Annotated in this window: 12 protein-coding genes; 3 read left to right on the top strand and 9 right to left on the bottom strand. The window is 68.5% G+C overall.

Going from position 1 to position 13,248, the window contains the following annotated elements; all coding sequences use genetic code 11:
• Together OG963_RS07830 and OG963_RS07825 are read right to left on the bottom strand one after the other, a co-directional pair.
• Positions 1-942 carry a carbohydrate ABC transporter permease gene (locus OG963_RS07830; protein WP_093770174.1) on the bottom strand — a complete coding sequence of 314 codons (942 nt, stop codon included), beginning with the start codon at positions 940-942 and terminating at the stop codon, positions 1-3.
• 32 nt (positions 943-974) lie between these two features.
• Positions 975-2,264, bottom strand: a complete 1,290-nt coding sequence (locus OG963_RS07825) for an ABC transporter substrate-binding protein (protein WP_371798692.1) — start codon at positions 2,262-2,264, stop codon at positions 975-977.
• A gap of 515 nt (positions 2,265-2,779) precedes the next feature.
• Here OG963_RS07825 and OG963_RS07820 point away from each other — a divergent pair.
• Positions 2,780-3,640, top strand: a complete 861-nt coding sequence (locus OG963_RS07820; protein ID WP_319330064.1) for a hypothetical protein — start codon at positions 2,780-2,782, stop codon at positions 3,638-3,640.
• 256 nt (positions 3,641-3,896) lie between these two features.
• Here OG963_RS07820 and OG963_RS07815 read toward each other — a convergent pair whose 3' ends face one another.
• Both OG963_RS07815 and OG963_RS07810 read right to left on the bottom strand, forming a co-directional pair.
• Positions 3,897-4,403, bottom strand: coding sequence for a Dps family protein (locus OG963_RS07815; RefSeq protein WP_093770177.1), 507 nt, complete (start codon positions 4,401-4,403; stop codon positions 3,897-3,899).
• A gap of 700 nt (positions 4,404-5,103) precedes the next feature.
• On the bottom strand, positions 5,104-5,574 hold the full coding sequence (locus OG963_RS07810; RefSeq protein WP_093770179.1) for a carboxymuconolactone decarboxylase family protein: 471 nt from the start codon (positions 5,572-5,574) through the stop codon (positions 5,104-5,106).
• Positions 5,575-5,932: 358 nt separating this feature from the next.
• Here OG963_RS07810 and OG963_RS07805 point away from each other — a divergent pair, with 358 nt between their 5' ends.
• Entirely contained in the window at positions 5,933-6,595 is a 663-nt protein-coding gene (locus OG963_RS07805; protein WP_371127893.1) for a 2-phosphosulfolactate phosphatase, read from the top strand.
• A gap of 189 nt (positions 6,596-6,784) precedes the next feature.
• Here OG963_RS07805 and OG963_RS07800 read toward each other — a convergent pair whose 3' ends face one another.
• Positions 6,785-7,672, bottom strand: coding sequence for a sigma-70 family RNA polymerase sigma factor (locus tag OG963_RS07800; protein WP_371798691.1), 888 nt, complete (start codon positions 7,670-7,672; stop codon positions 6,785-6,787).
• Between the two features lie 325 nt (positions 7,673-7,997).
• On the opposite strand from OG963_RS07800, the gene OG963_RS07795 reads away from it, so the two are divergent.
• On the top strand, positions 7,998-8,396 hold the full coding sequence (locus OG963_RS07795; protein WP_093929178.1) for a VOC family protein: 399 nt from the start codon (positions 7,998-8,000) through the stop codon (positions 8,394-8,396).
• Positions 8,397-8,645: 249 nt separating this feature from the next.
• Here OG963_RS07795 and OG963_RS07790 read toward each other — a convergent pair whose 3' ends face one another.
• The 4 genes from OG963_RS07790 to OG963_RS07775 all read right to left on the bottom strand — a co-directional run bounded on the left by OG963_RS07790 (position 8,646) and on the right by OG963_RS07775 (position 13,205).
• Positions 8,646-10,058, bottom strand: a complete 1,413-nt coding sequence (locus OG963_RS07790; protein ID WP_371798690.1) for an MFS transporter — start codon at positions 10,056-10,058, stop codon at positions 8,646-8,648.
• A gap of 353 nt (positions 10,059-10,411) precedes the next feature.
• The gene (locus OG963_RS07785) at positions 10,412-10,573 is read right to left on the bottom strand and encodes a 4-coumarate--CoA ligase family protein (RefSeq protein ID WP_143019957.1); all 162 of its coding nucleotides are present in this window, start codon (positions 10,571-10,573) and stop codon (positions 10,412-10,414) included.
• 2 nt (positions 10,574-10,575) lie between these two features.
• Positions 10,576-12,798, bottom strand: a complete 2,223-nt coding sequence (katG, locus tag OG963_RS07780; RefSeq protein WP_093770182.1) for a catalase/peroxidase HPI — start codon at positions 12,796-12,798, stop codon at positions 10,576-10,578.
• The gene (locus tag OG963_RS07775; protein WP_256223378.1) at positions 12,768-13,205 is read right to left on the bottom strand and encodes a transcriptional repressor; all 438 of its coding nucleotides are present in this window, start codon (positions 13,203-13,205) and stop codon (positions 12,768-12,770) included. The genes katG and OG963_RS07775 overlap by 31 nt, the downstream gene beginning before the upstream one ends.
• Positions 13,206-13,248 lie beyond the last annotated feature (43 nt).

The raw sequence follows: 13,248 nt of genomic DNA, 5'->3' as shown, positions 1-13,248 counted from the left end.
TCAGTAGTTCTGGCGGAAGACGCGACGGATGGTCAGCAGCCCCGCCAGACCGACCAGGAACAGCACGACACCGACGGTCTGGCTGTAGCCCAGGTCGGCCGCGATGAACGCCTTCTGGTAGACGAGGAAGGACAACGTTGTCGACGAACTTCCGGGGCCGCCCTGGGTGAGCAGCAGCACGTTCTGCGCGGAGCCGAACAGGGTCCACAGGAACTGAAGCATCGTCACGACACCGACGAAGTCACGGATCACGGGGAAGTGGATGCGCCACATGGCACGCCAGTGACCGGCACCGTCGAGCTGGGCCGCCTCACCGATCTCGTCCGGCACGCTCCCCAGCCGGGCGGCGAACAGCACGGCCGTGAAGCCGATGCCGCTCCACACGTCGAGGATGATCAGACAGAACAGGGCGGTGGACGGCGAGGCGAGCCAGGCATCGGTCAGCGAGCCCAGACCGACCTTGTCCAGTGCGCCGTTGAGCAGCCCGTCCGGCGAGAGGACCGCGTAGAACACCATCGCCTTGGCCGGGGTGGAGATCAGACCGGGGACGAAGAGCAGGTACCGCAGGACGCGGTGACCTGGCGGCTTCTGTGCGACGTAGTACCCCAGCATGTACGCGCCCACGATCATCACGGGTAGCGCAATGACGAGTTGGGTGGCGGTGTTGCCCACCGAATCCCAGAACACCGGGTCGTCGAGGACGGTACGGACGTTGCCGAGACCGGCGAAGGAGACGGGCTGGAGCATGCCCGGCCAGTGCAGCGCGCAGATGACGAAGATGGCAACCAGTGGGCCGACCATGAAGACGAGGTACCAGGCCAGCGCCGGCACGGCGAGAACGACCCCGCCCTGCTGACGGCGCGAGGGAGCGGAGGGGTGCGGCGAGGGCGGGGCCGGCCGGCGGACCGAGGCGCCGCCCGGGGCGGACGAGAGCAACGTCATGAGGGGACTCGCAGAGGGCTCGGGCGCGCGGATCAGGCCGTGCGGTAGGCGGATTCGAGGGCGGAGCGCACGGCAGCCGCGCTCGTACCCCGGGTGAACGCGGTGCTGGTTGCCGTGATCAGAGGCTGGGTGGCCGTCGGGGGGACGTACAGGTCCGGCAGGAGGACCTGACCGACCCGGTCACCGAGCTGCTGGGCCTTGGCCACCAACGGGAACTCCTTGCTGACCGTGTCCGTCACGAGAGCCATGTCCCGGCCGCTCTCGGTGATGAAGCGCGACACCACGTCGGGCCGGTACATGAAGCGCAGGAACTTCTCGACCGAGGGCAGCTTCTTGACGCCGTTGGGGCTGATCCAGAAGCCGATGAGGGTGTACGAGCGCAGGATCGTGGGCTTGCCGTGCGAGGCGCCGGGAGCCAGCGGCCAGCCGCCGATCTCCGTGTGCCCGGCCGGCCCCGCGGGCACCTTCGCCAGTGCCGAGGACATCGCGGACTGGATGGCGGCCGCCTCGGTGTTGTACTGCGTGGTCATCGTGTCGGAGGTAAGCCCCTCCGCCTTGTCGGCGAAGACTCCGGCGTCGCGGAGCTGGACGAAGTAGTCGATGCCTTCGCGGGCACCCTTGCTGCTGAAATCGCCGGTCGTATAGACCTTCCGGGCCTCGTCGGGCGTGAGGAAGGTCTGGATGATCTGGGCCAGCAGTTTCTGTCCCGTCCAGTCGTTGCCGCCGACGGTGACCGGGGCGACCCCCTTGGCCCGCAACTTACGTGCGGCACCGATCAGTTGGTCCCCGGTGGTGGGAACGGAGTCCACGCCGGCCCGCTCCAGCAGGGCCGTGTTGTAGGCGACGGGCCAGTTGGTGGCGAAGTACGGGAAGGCGCGCAACCGGCCCTTGCTGTCGGTCCACTCCTCCAGCGCGGCGGGCAGGACGCGCTCGCGCAGCCCCCAGTCGTCGAGATACCCCTTCACGTCGACGGTGGCACCGGCATCGGTCCAGGCCAGGGTCTTGTCATAGAGATTGACCATGACCACGTCCGGCTCCTTGCGGGCCAGTCGGGAGGTCTCGTACACCTGGGGCAGATCGTCGCCGTTGACGAGGTTCTTGACCCGGAGGCCCGGGTTCTCCTTGTGGAACGCCTTCACGACGGCCGTATAGGTGGCAGAGCCCGGCGCGGTGGTGCCGAGCTGGGTGTGCACGAGCAGGGTGCCGGGGTCGGAATCGGCCGAGGCGAGCGTGGAACAGCCGGACAGGGCGGGGAGTGCGGCAGCGGTGGCGAGGCCGGAACCTGCAGCCAGGAAACCGCGCCGACTCAGGGATGAGCGCACAGCGGGATGTCTCCAACCAGGACGTCAATCATGTTGGTTAATCGATGTACCAGTGAGCTGCGAGAAACCTAGAGGCACTTACTGGAATGGTCAACCCCCGGTTGCGCATGGCGAAAACACGGACATGTCCGGCGATTGGAAGGGGGTGCTCGGCCGGTGTCCATGAGCCCGTCGGGGCGTTCCGGTGGAGCTTGACTCCTGGTCAGGTCATGAGTGTTTCCGTGCCGCCGGCAGGGGAGTTGACGGGGTGTCGGCGTCGGCCTTCCCCGCGGTCGGCGTGCGCGAGATGACAACTGCGGGCGGACTCACCACCGGATCGTGGCCGGACAGCAGCGCACGTCGAAATCGTCGTTCAGCCCTCGACTGTCCGGAGGCGCGTCCAGTGGCCCGAAGGGCCATAGGGGTCACACGCAGAGTGACGGCAACCCGGTGTGCCTCATGCATTTAGAGTATGAATGCCTAATATGTGCGGCATGTCGTGACTGCTGCAATTACTGAGAGTCATATACGGTGGCGTGCGTCGCGTCGGCCGGTCACCGGCGCATGTCTGGTCGTTCAGCCGGCCACATGTCTGGCCCTTCAACCATCTGGAAGGAGTGAGCGTGAAAGCTCGCTTTGGCGTGAGTCGGGGAAAGGCGCTTGCGGTCTCAGTACTGGCCGCGATCGTCACCTCGACCCTCTCAGGATCGGTTTCTGCACTCGCAGACACAAACCAAGCACGTTCAGAACACTGGGGCGTGATCGCCCGTAACACGATCGGCTCTCCTGTCGCCGATCTGAGGGACGGCCCGTACGGCTCGTACGACAAGACGGGAATCTACGCAAGGCCGCCCTACGGGCAGGGCAGCCTCGGGATCGCGGTGGCGGACAACACGGAGAAGGCCGAATTCGGCAACGAGGTCGACTTCTACGGCGATCCGGTGCTGGGCCTGAAGAGTGTCGGGTTCCGCGTCTTTCAGACCGGCGAGAACGTTCTCCTCGGCGGATCGGCCAACTTGCCGAACATCAGGTTCGAGATCGATCCGAACCTGACGTCGCTCCCCGCCACCAACTACGCCTCGTTGGTGTGGGTGCCGGCTGCATTCCCGACGACGTACGAGAACCAATGGAGCCCGTACATCGATGCCACGACGAACGGCCACTGGTTCCTCACGGGCGCCGCGGGCGGCGCGACCGGCTGTGCCACGAACTGTACCTGGGCGCAGATCAAGAGCGCGCTCGACGACAGTGGCAGCACCGGTAGACCGACCATCCACACCGCCGCGGTGAGCAAGGGCCGCGACAACGCGTGGGTCGGCGCCATCGACGGTCTCCGGATCAATCAGAACATCTATGACTTCGAGGCCGACGGTGTGAGAGCTCGTCGCGTCAACTGATGCGGCTGTCCAGGCCTGGACCGTCAACAGCCGGTCCAGGCCTGGACATGACGTCGCGGGTGCGCGGTCGCTCCCTCCCTCGCACCACGCGCGATGAGGCTGCTGTCGGTCGTCCGGTGCCGCCGCAGTCCACGTCCGGGACACCGCACACATGCACATTCTCGGTCTGCCTGATCAGGGCCCGCGAACCGACCAGCAACGTCGCGGCCTTCTGCGACACACATGGGGCCTGCTCCGGGCCACTCCGGATCCGGCGTCAGACGGATCGATTCTCCGCGCTGACCATCCAGGCGTGCTTCTCCAGCGAGTCGATGATCGCGTGCAGCAGGTCGGCCGTGGAGGGATCTTCGCTGTCGACCTGGTCATGGCGGGTGCGCAGCGTATCGACGGTGGCGCGCAGGCGTGCAGTGACGAGGTCGACAACGGCGCTCACACTCTGCTCGCCCTCCGGAAACGCGGGGAGAGTGGTGGTCGCTGCCACGGTGTCGGTTCGGCCGTCCGGGCAGGCTGCGAGAGCCCGCATGCGCTCGGCGATGGTGTCGGCGGCCTCCCGCGCCTCGTCGACGATCTCATCCAGTTGCAGGTGGAGGTCGCGGAAGTTGTGGCCGACCACGTTCCAGTGGGCCTGCTTCCCCTGGAGGTGCAGTTCCACCAGGTCCACCACGATCTGCTGCAGGGCCTGGGTGAGCTGCGGCGACGCCGTGAAGCCGGTGGCATCGGCCTCTGAACGCCGGGAGCCCCCAGAGGCAGAGGATGCGGTCATGGCGTCGCTCCTTCGAAAGCACAAGGGACGGGCACTCGAACGCGAGGCCCGTCGACTGACATCGACAAGCCTACGAAGGTCCTTCCGCGCCGCCACCGGGGTTCGGCCGCGCGGCCGTTCGGCCGCGTCGGTGCCAGTTCGCCAGGTATGTCCCGCACATATGGCGTGCTTCCGAACCCAAGCTGCCGCGTCATCCGGCATCACCCGCGCCGACGCCCTGAGCTTCGGTGCGTACCGGCCCGAGCTCTCTGGACCGCGGCCGGGTCGCCCGATCGGACGCACCCTTCCGGATCGTGGCCCGGTGCCGGCCGAGGCCACGGCTCGTGGTGGTGGCCCCAGGTGGTGCCTGCCGACAGGGGCGCCATGACGATGGACTCGGCGGATGCGGCCGATGGGGTCAACACGCTGACGGACCGGCTTCGGGGCGTGTGCCGGTGCGGGGGAGTGGTGGTGTTGCGCTGTGCCACGGACGGAGGAGCGGCAGCAGCAGGAGGACCGAGCCGAACGGCAAGGCCGGACTTGGACGATGGTCAGGGTTGACGCCCGCGCGGTCTCCGGCCACTCCCGGTCCCGTGCGGGACAGTCCTCAGTGCGTGAACTCCACTCCCGGTCGCACCACGCCGGGGGCGGTGGGCGGCGGTCGGGCGACCCCGGGCCCTGCCGGGTTCGTCCGACGCCACCTGAATCGAGAGCGCGTCCGTCACCCGAATTGCCCTGGCCGGTAGTCGCCCCCGCGCTGTCGAGTGATGACATTCAGTCGGTTGAAGGCGTTGATGACGGCGATCAGGGACACCAGGGCCGTGAGCTGCTCCGCGTCATGATGCTTGGCCGCGTTCGCCCAGACTTCGTCTGTGACGCCACCGGTGTCGGCGAGGCGGGTGCCCTGCTCCGTGAGTTCCAGAGCGGCCCGCTCCGCGTCGGTGAAGACCGTCGCCTCCCGCCAAGCCGCGACCAGGTTCAGCCGTACCGGTGTCTCACCTGCGTGCGCGGCATCCTTGGTGTGCATGTCGAGGCATCCTCCGCAGCCGTTGATCTGGCTGGCGCGGATCTTCACCAGTTCCTGTGTTGCCGCCGGCAGCGTCGAGTCGGCCACGACCTTGTTCGCCGAGACGAGGTACTTCGCGAACTTCGGCCCGAGGACGGTGCCGTAGGGGTTGAGCCGGGCTTGCATGAAGATCTCCTTCGTTGTCCGTGAGGTTCCACCTACTTGGACGAGAAGGACTTCCAGTACGTAACACCGCGCCGATCGACAACGCCCCGTGGACGACCGGACGGCGAGCACCGGGCGACCCAACGGTTTACGGCGCAGGCAGCGACAGCGCAACGCCGCGCGCTCCTGCGAGGTCCCGTCAGGGGTGCAGAGTTGTGGATGGCTGCTCCGACGGCCGGTTGCCCCCTGGTGCCGGTGTCTGGATGCAATGGCATGGTCGTCAGCCATGGACAATTGGTTTTTGCAGACAGGCAGTGGGGCGCGATTCGATTGGGGGCCCGTCGGCGCGCGACGGCTCGCGGTGGATATCGCGTGTTTGGTGGTCGTCGACGTGTTGTCGTTCACGACCTCGGTGACGGTGGCTGTGGAGTCCGGGACGCGAGTCTTCCCTTACGCCTGGCGTGACGAGTCCGCGTCGACGTTCGCTGACGACATGGACGCGCGGTTGGCCGTCGGGCGGCGCATGGCCACGTCGGCGTCGCCGTGGTCGTTGTCTCCGGCGGCCCTGAGAAGCGCTCCGTTCGCCCCGCGGCTGGTCCTGCCCTCTCCCAACGGTTCGTCGATCGCCGCCGCGGCCGGTGGGTCGATGGTGGTTGCGGGTTGCCTACGCAACGCGTCAGCGGTGGGCCGTTGGCTTGCCCAGCACGGTTACGGAACCCTCGACCGCCCGGTCGCCGTGATCGCCGCGGGCGAGCGATGGCCCGACGGCAGCCTGCGCCCCGCGCTGGAGGATCTGCTCGGCGCCGGAGCGGTCCTCGCGGCACTGCGAGAGCAGTGTGGCGGCCCGCTGTCGCCCGAAGCGGCTGCCGCCGCCGACTGCTTCGAGGCGACGCCGGATGTCATGAGCGCGGTCACCGGCAGTGCATCCGGCCGGGAACTCACGGGCGGAGGCTTCGCCGGGGACGTGGACATCGCGACCGAACTGGATGTCTGCGACATCGTTCCGATCCTCACCGACGGAGCGTTCACGGCGGCCGGATGACCACGCCTGGCCGGCTTCGACCATCGACGCGGCGCTGCACCAAGGGCTTTCCTGTAATCCCTGGCGGGCGCACGACGACAGTCACGGCACCTCGCCGCGTTGTCGGAACGCCTGAATACGTCCACCATGAGGACGCCCCTCCGCCTTGCGATGCACTGCATCTGAGGCCGCGCGCTGAGCCACCAGGCATTACGCCTGGCCGGGATGTTCCGGCAGTCCTATCGACGCGAGACGTTCCCGGTCGCTCACCGACAGGATCTCTACGATCCGACCATCGACCACGGTGCACGCCATCACGCCCAGCAGCTTGCCGTTCGCGCCCCACGCCACGACCCCGGGCTCACCGTTGATGAGGGCGGGACGCGCAGTCACCGTGGCACGAGCACCGCGCTGAGCCCTGTCGGCCACCTCGGCCGCCCCCAGCCTGACGACCACGCCACGCGTGGTGCAGGAGCGCCACGCCACGTCCGGGTCGAGTATGCGGAGCAGCCCTTGGAAGTCACCGCTCCGGGCTGCGGCGAGGAACGCATCGACCACTGCGCGCCGCTGCTGCCGATCCTCGGCGGTACGAGGTGTGTCCTGTACCTTCCGACGGGCCCGGCTGGCGAGCATCTTGGTAGCGTCCGTGGACCTGCCGATGATCCGACCGATCTCCTCGAACGGTACGGCGAACATGTCGTGCAGCACGAACGCCAGCCGCTCGGTGGGGCGGAGGGTGTCGAGCACCACCAGCAGTGCCAGCCCGACGGATTCGGCGAGCAGCGCGTCATCCTCGGGCGCTCCGCCGTCGTCCTCGGTGACCACCAGCTCGGGCAGTCGGTCGTCGTACGACGCCTCGGGCCGGCTCTTGCGCGAGCGTAGGACGTCAATGCAGATCCGGCCGACCACGGTGGTCAGCCAGCCGGCGAGGTTGTCGATCGCGGCCGTGTCCTGGCGCGCCAGCCTCAGCCATGCCTCCTGCACCGCGTCCTCGGCGTCCGCGCGCGATCCGAGCATCCGGTGGGCCACCGCCACGAGGCGCCCACGCTGCTGCTCGAAGGCTCCCGCCAGAGCTTCATCCGGACCTGGGCCGGTCATGTTGTCACCTTCCGCGAGCGAGTTCCGTCATGACTGTGACGGGCCTGAAAGGGCCGAGGTAACCGATCGACGAGCACCCTGCTGCGCCGCTCCTCGGGGTGTCCAAGTCCGCCGCCGACTGTATTGTCGTCCGCCGCGTGTCGTCATCCCGCACCGCGTGTGAGAAGGGCCGGAAGGTCAACTACCACAGGATATGGGGAACTTGATCACCATCCCGCTTGAGTTCCCGGTCCGGAAGTAACGGCTCGAACCCACTGCGCGGCGGTCAACGGCACACCTGGTCCGACGACCGACCGGTGTCGACGAAACGTTCTGGAGTCGACACATGATCGGTCGCCTGGAGAAGACAGTGCTCGACTGCCCTGATCCTCGTGCGCTCGCAGCCTTCTATGCCGAACTCCTGGGCATGCGGGTCAACGAGGACTCGGAGAAATGGGTCGTGATCGGTACTGAGCCCGGCTCGCGACAACTGGCCTTCCAGCACACCGACCACTGGAGGCCCCCGGTCTGGCCCGATCCGCAGCACCCGCAGCAAATGCATCTGGACATCCGCGTGGAGGATGCCGACGCTGCGGAGCGCGCAGTTCTGGCACTGGGAGCCAGGCGTCTTCCTGGTGAGTGGGAAGGGCGCTACCGGGTCTTCGCGGACCCGGTGGGCCACCCGTTCTGCCTGGTGTTCGGCCGCCGTGGGGTTGCACATGCTCATCCACACGACAGGCCTTAGCGCCGACCGACATCGTCCGAACATGGTCCGGCGCCGGGCGGCCGGTACCGCTGGGTGGGGGCGTTGGCGTACCACGGTGTGGTTGTGGTTCCGGTGGTGGGCGTTGACGTCGGTGCAGGGGGTTCTCGCCCTGGGGCCAGGTCGCCCGGCCCTTGCGGCCGCGGTCTCGTTGTTCGGTGTTCACGGCAAGCTGCAGGTCGCAGCGGCCTCCATGGATTGCCGGAGCGTGGGCGACGGGTCGGCAGACTTTCAGTCGGCGACGTGGCGGGGTGCCTTCTGCGGGATGCAGAAAAGCGCGAGGGCGGCGGCCGCCAGGTATGCGGTCGCGCCGATGGCCATGCTGGTCCGCAGTCCGGTCGTGAAGTCGGCCGCCGCGGCCAGTAGCGAACCTCCCAGCGCTACGCCTGCGGCGCTGCCCACCTGGCGGGCGGTGTTGAACAGGGCGGAGGCGGTGCCGGAGTACTTGTCGGGGGCGGCTGACATCGCGGTGGCGGTCGATCCGGTGAGGGCGAAGGACGTGCCGAAACCCGCCGCCATCATCGGCGCCACGAGCAGGAGGTAGTCCGGGTTCGGTCCGGCCGCGGCCCAGCCTGCCAGGCCCGCCGATCCCAGGAGCATGCCGGTGACCACAAGCGGGCGGTGTCCGGTGGTGCCTGCCAGTCGCCCCGACAGGACGGAGGCGAACATGGTCATGGCGACTGCCGGGAAGAGAGCGATCCCGGTGCGCAGCGCAGTCAGACCGCGCTGGTGCTGGAAGTACAGACTGGCGGTGAAAATCATGCCGTAGAAGGCGAAGTTGAACAGCAGGCCGACGGCCGCGCCCCCGCTCATCGCGCGGGAGCGCAACAGCCACAGGGGCACCACGGGTGTGCGGGCCAGGCGCTCGCGCAGGACGAACGCGGCGGCTGCCAGCAGACACAGGCCGGCCCCGATGAGGATCAGTGGGTCCGCCCAGCCACGTCGTCCGGCCTCGTTCAGCGAGGCGGTGAGCAGGGCCACCATTGCGATGAGCGCGCACTGAGCCGGCCAGTCCATGGGTCGGTCCGGGCGCCGGGCCGAAGCGGGCACGCGGCGCAGTGTCAGCAACAAGCAGGCGCATCCGACGGGCAGGTTGATGAAGAACACCCAGCGCCAGCCCAAGGTGGTGACCAGAAGGCCGCCCAGAAGAGGGCCTGCGCAGGCGGCGATACCCGCCATGGAGCCCCAGATACCGAAGGCCCGGGAGCGCTCGGCGGGTGAGGGATACGCCTGTTGGAGCAGGGCGAGGGAGCCGGGCACGATCAGTGCCGCGCCGAGTCCCTCCAGGAGTCGCGCGGCGACCAGGGCCCCGGCACTCCGGGCCAGTCCGCAGCCGGCCGAGGCGGCGGTGAACACCACCACTCCGGTACAGAAGATCCGGCGGTTTCCCAGCCGGTCGCCCAGCGCGCCGCCGGTGAGCAACAGGCCGGCGAAGACCAGGGTGTAGCCGTCCGTGATCCACTGGATCCCGGTGAGCGAAGCCGACAGTTCCCGTCCCACCACCGGAGCGGCGACGTTGATGACCGTCACGTCCAGGATGACCATGAAGTAACCCGCGCACACCGCGAGGAGAGGGGCCAGGGAACGGCCGGACTCCGCAGTCACCTCCGGTCGATCGGCTCGGGGACCACCGGCGCGCACCATGGCGACAGGGTATTCCTGGGACAAATGCATCCCGCGGCTTGAACGGCTCAGCGGCGCGCCGAACTCCCGGGCTGCACCATGCCTCAACGGCGCGCTTCCGGACCCCGATCACTCGACGCCGTACGTGGCCGGTCCTGCGCCGGTGAGGCCTCGGTTCCACGCAGGTCCTTGCGCAGGATGCTGCCGGAGGCCGACCTGCCGGGCCGCGGCGACGAACTCGACCCGGCATACGTTCTCGTACGGCGAGACGCGGGCGGCGACGACTGCAGGCCGGCCGCTTTCCATCCGCGGTCCGGATGCCGGTCGACGAAGGCTTCGGCCGTCTCCTTCGCCCTCCGCGTCGAGGACGCCGATCACGGCAGCGTCCTCGATCTGCGGATGGTCGGAGACAGTGCCTCGAGCCCGGCCGGGGGAACCCGGCAACCCTGGTGCTCGATGAGCACCTTGAGACGGTCGACGGGGTCACCCGTGCGGAGCGCGTCCAGGTCGGCCGACGGGGCCGACCTGGACGTCATGATCAGGCGAGGTCGAACCGGTCGAGGTTCATCACCTTGTCCCACGCCGCGACGAAGTCCTTCACGAACTTCTCCTTCGCGTCATCGCTCGCGTAGACCTCCGCGAGCGCGCGCAGCTCCGAGTTCGACCCGAAGACGAGGTCGGCGCGCGTGCCGGTCCACTTGACCTCGCCGGTGGCGTCGTCGCGGCCCTCGAAGGTGGTCGCGTCCTCGGACGTCGCCTTCCACGTCGTGCCCAGGTCGAGCAGGTTGACGAAGAAGTCGTTGGTCAGCTTCCCGGGGGTCCCGGTGAGGGCACCGTGCGAGGACTGCTGGTGGTTCGCGCCCAGGACGCGCAGGCCGCCGACGAGGACCGTCAGCTCCGGAGCGCTCAAGGTCAGCAGGTTCGCCCGGTCGAGCAGCAGGTACTCGGCCGGCAGCCGGTTGCCCTTCCCGAGGTAGTTGCGGAAGCCGTCCGCGTTCGGCTCCAGTGCGGCGAAGGACTCCGCGTCGGTGTGCTCGTCCGTCGCATCGACGCGGCCCGGGGTGAAGGGCACCTGGACGTCGTGACCGGCGTCCTTGGCGCCCTTCTCGACGGCGGCGACGCCGCCGAGCACGATCAGGTCGGCCAGGGAGACGTGCTTGTCACCGGAGTTGAAGGCACGCTGGATGCCCTCCAGCGTGCGCAGTACCTCGGCCAGCTGGTCAGGTTCGTTGGCCTCCCAGCCGCGCTGCGGCTCCAGCCGGATGCGCGCGCCGTTGGCGCCGCCGCGCTTGTCGCTGCCGCGGAACGTCGAGGCCGACGCCCATGCGGTGGAGACCAGCTGCGAGACGGTCAGGTCCGAGCCGAGGATCTTCGCCTTGAGGGCGGTGATGTCCTCGGCGTCGATGACCTCGCCCTCCGCCTCCGGCAGCGGGTCCTGCCAGAGGAGGGTCTCCTCCGGGACCTCCGGGCCGAGGTAGAGCGACTTCGGGCCCATGTCGCGGTGGGTCAGTTTGTACCAGGCCCGCGCGAAGGCGTCCGCGAACTCCGCGGGGTTCTCGTGGAAGCGGCGGGAGATCGGCTCGTAGATCGGGTCGAGGCGCAGCGACAGGTCCGTCGTGAGCATCGAGGGAGCGATCTTCTTCGAGGGGTCGTGGGCGGCGGGGACGGTGCCCTCGCCCGCGCCGTCCTTCGGCTTCCACTGGTTGGCGCCCGCGGGGCTCTGGGTCAGCTCCCACTCGTAACCGAAGAGGTTGTCGAAGAAGCCGTTGCTCCACCGGGTGGGCGTGGTGGTCCAGGTGACCTCCAGGCCGGAGGTGATGGCGTCGGCGCCCTTGCCCGTGCCGTACGTGCTCTTCCAGCCCAGGCCCTGCGCCTCGATCGGGGCGGCCTCGGGGTCGGCGCCGACGCTCTCCGCCGGGCCCGCGCCGTGGGTCTTGCCAAAGGTGTGACCGCCCGCGATCAGGGCGACCGTCTCCTCGTCGTTCATCGCCATCCGGCGGAAGGTCTCACGGATGTCGCGGGCCGCGGCGATCGGGTCCGGGTTGCCGTTCGGGCCCTCCGGGTTGACGTAGATGAGGCCCATCTGCACGGCGCCGAGCGGGTTCTCCAGCTCGCGGTCGCCGGTGTAGCGCTCGTCGTCGAGCCAGGTGGTCTCGGGCCCCCAGTACACGTCCTCCTCGGACTCCCAGACGTCCTCGCGGCCACCGGCGAAGCCGAACGTGTCGAAGCCCATCTGCTCCAGGGCGACATTGCCGGTGAGGATCATGAGGTCGGCCCAGGAGAGGCTCCGGCCGTACTTCTTCTTCACGGGCCACAGCAGGCGGCGGGCCTTGTCGAGGTTTCCGTTGTCCGGCCAGCTGTTGAGAGGGGCGAAGCGCTGCTGGCCGGCTCCGGCGCCGCCGCGGCCGTCGCTGATCCGGTACGTGCCCGCGCTGTGCCATGCCATTCGGATCATGAACGGCCCGTAGTGGCCGAAGTCGGCGGGCCACCAGTCCTGCGAGGTCGTCAGCACCTCTGCGATGTCCTGCTTCACGGCCGGGAGGTCGAGGGTCTTGAACGCCTCGGCGTAGTCGAACTCCTCGCCGAGAGGGTTGGCCACGGCGGGGTTCTTGGCAAGGATCTTCAGGTTGAGCCGCTCCGGCCACCACTGGCGGTTTCCGCCGCCTTGAGTCGGGTGCGGGGCGCGCCCGTGCGCGACCGGGCAGCCACCGCCGCCCTCCGCCTTCGCGTCTACGACGATTGCATCATGGTTCTCAGACATGGGAATCCTTCCGGACCAGGCGGATCACGGTGCTCAGGAACTGTGGATGGTCGAACAGTTGGGCAAGGGCCCCAGTGGTCGACGTCGGCCTTGTCGATGGAGAAGGCTCGGACATCGGATGCGACAGGAGCAGGAGGCTTCGCCGACCGCGCACCCGGCCTCGACGACACGGTGCGCCCCTCGAACCGGGCCGGGTTTCCGGCCGGTTCGATGCGACGTACGAGTCGCGCCGAAGTGAGCGCGTGGAGGGTCTCGCAGACGTGAAGGGAGTTGCGGCCCATGCGATCGCGCACCCTGGCGGTGATCGTCTCGACGCCGAGGTGGTCACCGTCCTGGACGGCCTCAAGCAGCGCGACGCGGGCGGCTGTGACCCACAGGCTGGCACTGCGCAGCTCCTCGGCGGTGATCCGTCACGGCTCTTTCTCCTGCGGTACTGGAGTGTTCCTGTCC

It is taken from the genome of Streptomyces sp. NBC_01707, assembly GCF_041438805.1.
Classification (GTDB): Bacteria; Actinomycetota; Actinomycetes; order Streptomycetales; family Streptomycetaceae; genus Streptomyces.
Note: the sequence above shows the minus strand (reverse complement) of the source record. Positions and strands in the feature narration are given on the sequence as shown.

What these genes read in the sequence shown, in the direction of transcription:
- OG963_RS07830 (WP_093770174.1), bottom strand. Translation starts at nt 942, where the DNA reads ATGACGTTGCTCTCGTCCGCCCCGGGCGGCGCCTCGGTCCGCCGGCCG.
- OG963_RS07810 (WP_093770179.1), bottom strand. Translation starts at nt 5,574, where the DNA reads ATGCAAGCCCGGCTCAACCCCTACGGCACCGTCCTCGGGCCGAAGTTC.
- OG963_RS07790 (WP_371798690.1), bottom strand. Translation starts at nt 10,058, where the DNA reads ATGGTGCGCGCCGGTGGTCCCCGAGCCGATCGACCGGAGGTGACTGCG.
- katG (WP_093770182.1), bottom strand. Translation starts at nt 12,798, where the DNA reads ATGTCTGAGAACCATGATGCAATCGTCGTAGACGCGAAGGCGGAGGGC.
- OG963_RS07815 (WP_093770177.1), bottom strand. Translation starts at nt 4,403, where the DNA reads ATGACCGCATCCTCTGCCTCTGGGGGCTCCCGGCGTTCAGAGGCCGAT.
- OG963_RS07785 (WP_143019957.1), bottom strand. Translation starts at nt 10,573, where the DNA reads ATGACGTCCAGGTCGGCCCCGTCGGCCGACCTGGACGCGCTCCGCACG.
- OG963_RS07800 (WP_371798691.1), bottom strand. Translation starts at nt 7,672, where the DNA reads ATGACCGGCCCAGGTCCGGATGAAGCTCTGGCGGGAGCCTTCGAGCAG.
- OG963_RS07795 (WP_093929178.1), top strand. Translation starts at nt 7,998, where the DNA reads ATGATCGGTCGCCTGGAGAAGACAGTGCTCGACTGCCCTGATCCTCGT.